Annotated in this window: 7 protein-coding genes; all 7 read left to right on the top strand. The window is 72.4% G+C overall.

Annotated elements, in window-relative coordinates:
* A partial coding sequence (locus tag JWP65_RS01385; protein ID WP_299759630.1) for an iron ABC transporter permease occupies positions 1-955 on the top strand: 955 nt, incomplete at its 5' end.
* On the top strand, positions 952-1,725 hold the full coding sequence (locus JWP65_RS01380; RefSeq protein WP_299759628.1) for an ABC transporter ATP-binding protein: 774 nt from the start codon (positions 952-954) through the stop codon (positions 1,723-1,725). The genes JWP65_RS01385 and JWP65_RS01380, both read left to right, overlap by 4 nt.
* Entirely contained in the window at positions 1,722-3,185 is a 1,464-nt protein-coding gene (locus tag JWP65_RS01375) for a cobyric acid synthase (protein ID WP_299759626.1), read from the top strand. Before JWP65_RS01380 ends, JWP65_RS01375 begins: the two co-directional genes overlap by 4 nt.
* Positions 3,186-3,296: 111 nt before the next feature.
* Complete coding sequence (locus tag JWP65_RS01370; RefSeq protein ID WP_299759624.1) at positions 3,297-3,734, top strand: universal stress protein; 438 nt, start codon at positions 3,297-3,299, stop codon at positions 3,732-3,734.
* An 11-nt stretch (positions 3,735-3,745) separates the two neighbouring features.
* Positions 3,746-3,934: a hypothetical protein gene (locus tag JWP65_RS01365; protein WP_299759622.1), complete on the top strand. Its 189-nt coding sequence runs from the start codon at positions 3,746-3,748 to the stop codon at positions 3,932-3,934.
* Complete coding sequence (locus JWP65_RS01360; protein ID WP_299759620.1) at positions 3,931-5,550, top strand: alkaline phosphatase family protein; 1,620 nt, start codon at positions 3,931-3,933, stop codon at positions 5,548-5,550. The genes JWP65_RS01365 and JWP65_RS01360 overlap by 4 nt, the downstream gene beginning before the upstream one ends.
* A gap of 186 nt (positions 5,551-5,736) precedes the next feature.
* The coding region (locus JWP65_RS01355) for an efflux RND transporter periplasmic adaptor subunit (protein ID WP_299759618.1) at positions 5,737-7,017 on the top strand (1,281 nt) is incomplete at its 3' end.

The raw sequence follows: 7,017 nt of genomic DNA, 5'->3' as shown, positions 1-7,017 counted from the left end.
GGCCGGCTGGCTCGCCGGCGCCAGCGTGCTGCTGCTCGGGTTGGGCGTTGCGGTCGGCAGCGTCGGCTGGGAGCCGTGGTTCGGCGGCCCGGAGGGCCTGGCCATCGTGCGCGACATCCGGCTGCCGCGCACCATCGGCGCCTGGTTGGCCGGCTGCCTGCTGGGACTGGCCGGCGCCGTGGCGCAGGGCCTGTTTCGCAATCCGCTGGCCGATCCTTACCTGCTGGGCAGCGCCACCGGCGCCGCGCTGGCGGTGGCCTTGCTGCTGGTGGCCGCCGGCACCGCGCCGATGCTGGCCGGCGGCTGGCTGGCCGGCGTCGGTCTGACCGGCGCCGCCTTCGTCGGCGCGATGCTGGCGGTGCTGCTGACGCTGGCGCTGGCGCGCGGCGTGCAGCACACGTTGCGGCTGCTGCTGGCCGGGGTGGTCGTCGGCATGGTGTTCGGCGCGCTGGCTTCGCTGCTGGTGTTCCTGGTGCCGTCCACGCTGCGCTCGATGCAGGCTTTCATGCTGGGCACCACGGGCTTCCTGGGCTGGACTGGCGTGGCCGTGCTCGGCCTGGTGCTGGCCGGCTGCGCGGTGCTGGCCACCGCCTTCAGCCGCGCGCTGGATGCGATGGCGCTGGGCGAGACCACGGCCGCCAGCCTCGGGTTGGCGATCGCCCCGGTGCGGGTGGCCCTGGTGGCCTGCATGGCGCTGGCAACTGGCGCCGCGGTCGCGCATATCGGCCTGGTTGCCTTCATCGGGCTGCTGGCGCCGCACCTGGTGCGGGCGCTGGTCAAGGCCACGCATCGCTGGACCTTGCCGTTGTCGGCGCTGGCCGGCGGCGTGCTGCTGCTGGCCGCGGACGTGCTGGCGCGCTGGCTGCTGGCGCCGCGCGAATTGCCGGTCGGCGTGCTGACCGCGGTGCTCGGTGGCGGCTACCTGCTGGTGCTGATGCACAGGAGGCTGGCGTGACTGCGCTGCAGGCGACCGGGCTGCGGGTGGCGCTGGCCGGCCGCCAGGTGCTGCATGGCATCGACCTCGCATTGCCGCGCGGCCGCTGGACGGCCGTGGCCGGACCGAACGGCGCCGGCAAGACGACCTTGCTCAAGGCGCTGGCGCAGCTGGTGCCAGCGCAGGGACGTGTCACGCTGCTGGGCCGCGACGGCAGCGAGTGGACGGCGCGCGAACGTGCCCGCGCGATCGCCTGGCTGGGTCAGGCCGAAAGCGGCGCCGAGGACCTGCTGGCGCGCGACGTGGTCATGCTGGGACGGCTGCCGCACCAGGGCTGGCTGGGCGCGGCGGGCGCGGCCGACCGGCAGGTGGTGCGCGAGGCGATGCAGGAAACCCAGAGCTGGGACTGGCGGGACCGGGCGCTGGGCAGCCTGTCGGGCGGCGAACGCCAGCGCGTGTTGCTGGCGCGGGCGCTGGCGGTGCGCGCGCCGTTGCTGCTGATGGACGAGCCGCTGTCGCACCTGGATCCGCCGCACCAGGCCGACTGGCTGGCGATCGTGCGGCGCCACGTGGCCGGTGGCGGCACCGCCGTCAGCGTGCTGCACGAACTGGGCATGGCCTTGCAGGCCGACGACCTGCTGCTGGTGCGGGACGGCCGCATCGTGCACCACGGCGCGAGCGCCGATCCAGCCACCCACCGCGCGCTGGAGCAGGTGTTCGGCGGCCGGATCGCCGTGCACGCGGTGGCCGGGCGCTGGGTCGCGCTGCCGTGCGAGGATGCATCTTCATGACGGCGCGCTGTGTCATGGTGCTGGGCACCAGCAGCGGCGCCGGCAAGAGCTGGCTGGCCACCGCGCTGTGCCGCTGGTACGCGCGCCAGGGCTTGAAGGTCGCGCCGTTCAAGGCGCAGAACATGAGCAATAACGCGCGCGTGGTGGCGACTTTGCCGGGCAGCGCCGGGCCGCTGGGCGAGATCGGCAGCGCGCAATACTTCCAGGCGCTGGCCGCGCGGGCCGAACCTGACGTGCGGATGAATCCGGTGCTGCTCAAGCCGGAACACGACACCCACAGCCAGGTGGTGCTGCTCGGGCAGGTGAGCGCCACGCTCACGGCCATGCCTTGGCGCGAGCGCAGCGACCATGTCTGGCCGCGGGTTGCGCAGGCCCTGGATGCACTGCGCGCCGAGAACGACGTGGTGGTGATCGAAGGCGCCGGCTCGCCGGCGGAGATCAACCTGCGCGACAGCGACTTCGTGAACATGCGGGTGGCGCACCATGCGGGCGCCGCCTGCCTGCTGGTGACCGACATCGACCGCGGCGGCGCCTTCGCCCACCTGTACGGCACCTGGGGCCTGCTGGCGCCGGCGGACCGCGCGCTGCTGCGGGGCTTCGTGTTCAACAAGTTCCGCGGCGATGCCACGCTGCTGGCGCCGGGGCCGCAGCAGCTGGAGCGGCTGACCGGCGTGCCGCTGGTGGCGACCTTGCCGATGTGGCGCACGCACGGCCTGCCGCAAGAGGACGGCGTATTCGACGAAGGCGGCGGCCCGGGCGGCGAAGTGCGGCTGACCGTGGCCGTGGTGGCCTGTCCGCGCATCAGCAACCTCGACGAGTTCCAGCCGATGAAGAACGTGCCGGGCCTGCGGCTGCGCTGGGTGCGCTCGCCGGCGGAACTGGCGGGGGCCGACTGGGTGGTTCTGCCCGGCTCCAAGCACACCAGCGGCGACCTGGCCTGGCTGCGGGCGCGGGGCCTGGACCGCGCCATCGCCCTGCATGCGCAGCGGGGCGGCCAGGTGCTGGGCATCTGCGGCGGCCTGCAGATGCTGGGCGAGGCGCTGGTCGACCCGCATGCGATCGACGGCAACTGCCCCGGCCTCGGCTTGCTGCCGCTGGTGACGCAGTTCGCGCCGGACAAGACCGTGCGGCGCAGCGAGGTCGCCTTCGGCGCCGTCACCGGCCCCTGGGCGCCGCTTGCCGGGGTGCGGATGCGAGGCTACGAGATCCGCCACGGGCAGACGGCGCAGCATCCGGCGATGGCGCACGCGGCCGAAGTGATGCCGGGCGGGCTGGCCTGGCAAAACCCCGCGGGCAACGTGCTGGGCGTGTACCTGCATGGCCTGTTCGAGGACCCGGCTGTGCTGCAGGCGCTGTTCGGCGTCCGCGTTCCCACACTGGAGTCGGTGTTCGACGGGCTGGCAGATTTCATCGAGGAGCACTTCGACACTGGCGTGCTGCCGGGGCTGCTCCAGGGCTGATCCGGACTCAGGGAAAACGCCCGGGGATGGTGTTGCCCCGGGGCCGCGGTCCCGGTCTATGCTAGGGCAGCCGGGGCAAGGGGCCGCGGCACGTCTTTGAGGGCGCTGCACATGTACAAGAAAATCCTGCTGGCATACGACGGCTCCGACGCCGGCCAGAAAGCCTTGCTGGACTGCGGCGAGCTGTGCAACTGGAGCCAGGCCCAAATGCACCTGGTGGCCGTGATGCCGTCGGCCATGAGCTTCGTCGGGCTCGAGGGCGGCGTCTACGACGTCGAACTGGAGGAGCGCGAAAAGGCCAAGTACCGCGGCGTTCTCGAGGACGGGCTGCGCCGGATGGCCGCCACGGGCTCGGTGGCGCAAGGCGAGGTGGTCACCGGCGAGGCCATCGACGAGATCGTCAAGTACGCGCGCAAGATCGAAGCCGACCTGATCGTCGTCGGCCACAAGCACCTGGACAGCTGGGCCGCCCGCTGGTGGCGCGGCTCGATCTCCGGTGCGCTGATCGAGCACGCGCCTTGCAGCGTGCTGGTCGTCATCACCCGCTAGCCGAGGCCGCCATGCAGTCCGGTGGCGCCGGCCACGGCCCGGCCGGCTCGCGCACGCTGGCCCGGTACCGCTCGCGGGCGTCGTCCTCGCTGCAGGGCCTGGGACGTCCGTGGCAGCAGCTGCAGGCCCGCCTGGCCGGCATCGAGGCGCAGCCGGCGCTGTGCGGCAGCATCTACATCGCCAGCGGCACCGTCGCATGAACTGGCGCCGGACCGCTGGCGTCCTGGCGTGCCTCGCATTGGTCTCGTGCGCGGCGGTCGAGCCGCTGCCGCGTCCGAAGCTGGTCGTGCTGCTGGTGATCGACGGGCTGCCGCAGCGCCAGGTGACCGGCTATCGCGAGCAGTTCGCCGCCGACGGCATCGCGCGTTTCCTGCAGCGCGGCGCCTGGTTCGGCGAGGCGCACTTCGGCCATGCGGTCACCGTCACCGCCGCCGGCCATGCCACCTTGCTGACCGGAGCTTCGCCGCACCGCACCGGCATCATCGGCAACGACTGGCGCGACCTGGACACGGGTGAGCGGGTGTACAGCGTCGCCGACACCACGGCGCACTACATTCACCACGAAACGCGGCCGCTGGATGGCACCAGCCCGCGCAACCTGCGCGCGGAATCCTTGGGCGACGTGCTGCGCCGGCGCGATCCGCGCTCCAGGGTGATCGGCATCTCGGGCAAGGACCGCGGCGCGATCCTGCCGGCCGGCAAGGCGGGCACGGCCTACATGTACATGGCCACCACCGGCGAGTTCGCCTCCAGCACGCACTACATGCCGCGCCATCCGGCCTGGGTGGATGCCTTCAACCGCGCGCGGCCGGCCGACCGCTGGTTCAAGGCCGAATGGAAGCCGCTGCTGCCGCCGCCAGCCTATGCCGGCTCGGTGCCCGATGCGCAAAGCTGGTTCGGCCCGCGCGGCGGCCAGTTGCCGATGCTGATGGGCGCGGCCGACGCGACGCCGGGTCCGGCTTACTACGCATCCTTGCTTGAGGCCCCCTATGCGGACGCACTGACGCTGGACTTCGCCCGCGCCGCCGTCGCCGGCGAGCAGCTCGGGCGCGACGACGCCCCCGACATCCTCTCGGTCAGCCTCTCGGGGCACGACCACGTCAACCACCGGTGGAGCGCCGAGTCGCGGCTGTCGCACGACCACCTGCTGCAGGTCGACCGCTTGCTGCAGGCGTTCTGGCGCGACCTCGATGCCAGCGTCGGCCGCGACAACTACATCGCCGTGCTGACCTCGGACCACGGCTTCATGCCCGCGCCCGAAGTGCTGCGGGCGCAGGGGCGCGAAGCCGGCCGGCTGCCGGCCCGGGAACTGCTGGGTCGCGTCAATGGCGAACTGGAACGCCGCTTCGGCGCGCCCAAGCTCGTCGCCTTCATCTCGGCACAGGCCTTGGTGCTGGACCGCAAGCTGCTGGCCGAGCGGCAGCTGGACCTGGACGGCGTTGCCGCGGCAACACGCGACATCCTGGCGGCGGACCCGGCGATCGCGGCGGCCTACACCCGGCGCGAGTTGGCCAGCGGCAGCCGCGCCGGCGCGCCCTGGTTCGAGGCGATGCGGCGCAGCTGGCACGGCGCACGCTCGGGCGACGTTCAGTACGCATTGAAGCCGCACTGGATGCCTGGCGCCGCAGTCGCCACCCACGGCTCGCCGCATCCTTACGACACCCACGTGCCCCTGATGCTGTGGGGCCCGCGCTGGATCAGGCCGGGGCAGGTGTCGGCCCGGGCCGACATGACGGACCTGGCGCCGACCCTGGCCCGGCTGCTGGGCGTGCCGGCGCCGGCGGCGAGCGAAGGCAAGCCCCTGCCACTGCCGTAGGCAGGAAACTTCACCCAAGGGAAACAATGCGGCGGTGAAAGTGTCGCTTTGCCGTGGCATTCTTGCCCCATCCCGGCAGGAAAGCGCGTACAGCTTGTCGAGCAGGGCACCGTCGGCACGGGCACAAGCAGTCAGGCAAGCTCTGCCGTCGCTGGAGTTGCCCGCCGCCGGACTACAAGGATATAGATGCCAACACCGCCGCCCGTGCCGCCGGCCGAGTCCCCTGGGTACTTCGAGCAGCCTCGCCGACCCGTGCCGGGTCCGCCACCCCGCAAGCGCCTGAGCCGCCGCGCGTCCCTGATCGGCACCGCGATCGCGCTGGTACTGGCCGCAGGCCTGGCCTGGCTGGCCTGGGATCTGACGCGCCCCGCCGACACGGCCGTGGGCGCCGGCGGCCCCGGTGGCCCCGGTGGCGGGCGACGTGCCGCGGCCACCACCGTCGGTTTCGCGGTGGCGGAGTCGGCCGACATTCCGGTCAACATCGAGGCGCTGGGCACCGTGGTGCCGCAAGCCACGGTCCGGGTGCGGCCCCAGGTGGCCGGTCCCTTGACGCAGCTGCTGTTCAAGGAAGGCCAGAACGTCAGGCGCGGCCAGGTGCTGGCCACGATCGACCCGCGGCCGTTCGAGATGGCGCTGCAGCAGGCCGTGGGCCAGCGCATGCGCGACGAGGCCCAGCTGGCGGCAGCCCGCCTGACCCTGACCCGCTACGAGACCCTGCTGCAACAAGACTCGATCGCCCGCCAGGAAGTGGACACCCAGCGGGCCGCCGTGCGCCAGTTCGAGGCGGCGGTGGTCAGCTCCAAGGCCACCGAGGGCACGGCCCGCCTGAACCTGGGCTACACCCGCATCGTCGCGCCGATCGACGGCCGCGTCGGCTTGCGCGAAGTGGACGTGGGCAACACGGTCAGCCAGAGCGACACCAACGGCGTGGCCGTGATCACCAAGCTCAGCCCCATCGATGTCGAGTTCGCGGTGCCGCAGGACCATGCCTCCTGGCTGCAGCACAACGCAGGCGCCTTCATGGAAGTCAAGGCCTTCGACCGCACCCGCATCACGCTGCTGGACACCGGCGTGTTCGCTTCGCTCGACAATCAGATCGACACCCAGACCGGCACGGTGCGCGCCAAGGCGCGCTTCAACAACGCGCGCCAGCAGCTGTTTCCCAGCCAGTTCGTCAACGTGCAGTTGCAGGTGCGGGTGATCCAGGGCGCCGTGGTGGTGCCCGTGTCGGCCGTGCGCCAGGGCGGGCAGGGGGACTTCGTGTTCGTGCTGCAGCAGGACCGCACGGTGAAGATCCGGCCGGTGGTGCGCGGCCAGTTCCTGGCCGACAGGGTGCAGGTTTCCAGCGGCCTGCAAGCGGGCGAGCGTGTCATCACCGAAGGCGCAGACCGCCTGCGCGACGGCGCCCGCGTGACGCTGCCCGGCGACACGCCGCCGGCCGCCGGTGGCGGCGGCAGCCGCCGCCAG

Origin of the sequence: Ramlibacter sp., from assembly GCF_028292805.1 — a bacterium.
Lineage (GTDB): Bacteria > Pseudomonadota > Gammaproteobacteria > Burkholderiales > Burkholderiaceae_C > Ramlibacter.
The sequence above is the reverse complement of the archived record's forward strand: the minus strand, read 5'-3'. Positions and strand labels throughout refer to the sequence as shown.

Excerpts from the sequence above, each read along its gene's own strand:
- JWP65_RS01375 (WP_299759626.1), top strand. The coding sequence starts at position 1,722 with ATGACGGCGCGCTGTGTCATGGTGCTGGGCACCAGCAGCGGCGCCGGC.
- JWP65_RS01370 (WP_299759624.1), top strand. The coding sequence starts at position 3,297 with ATGTACAAGAAAATCCTGCTGGCATACGACGGCTCCGACGCCGGCCAG.
- JWP65_RS01365 (WP_299759622.1), top strand. The coding sequence starts at position 3,746 with ATGCAGTCCGGTGGCGCCGGCCACGGCCCGGCCGGCTCGCGCACGCTG.
- JWP65_RS01360 (WP_299759620.1), top strand. The coding sequence starts at position 3,931 with ATGAACTGGCGCCGGACCGCTGGCGTCCTGGCGTGCCTCGCATTGGTC.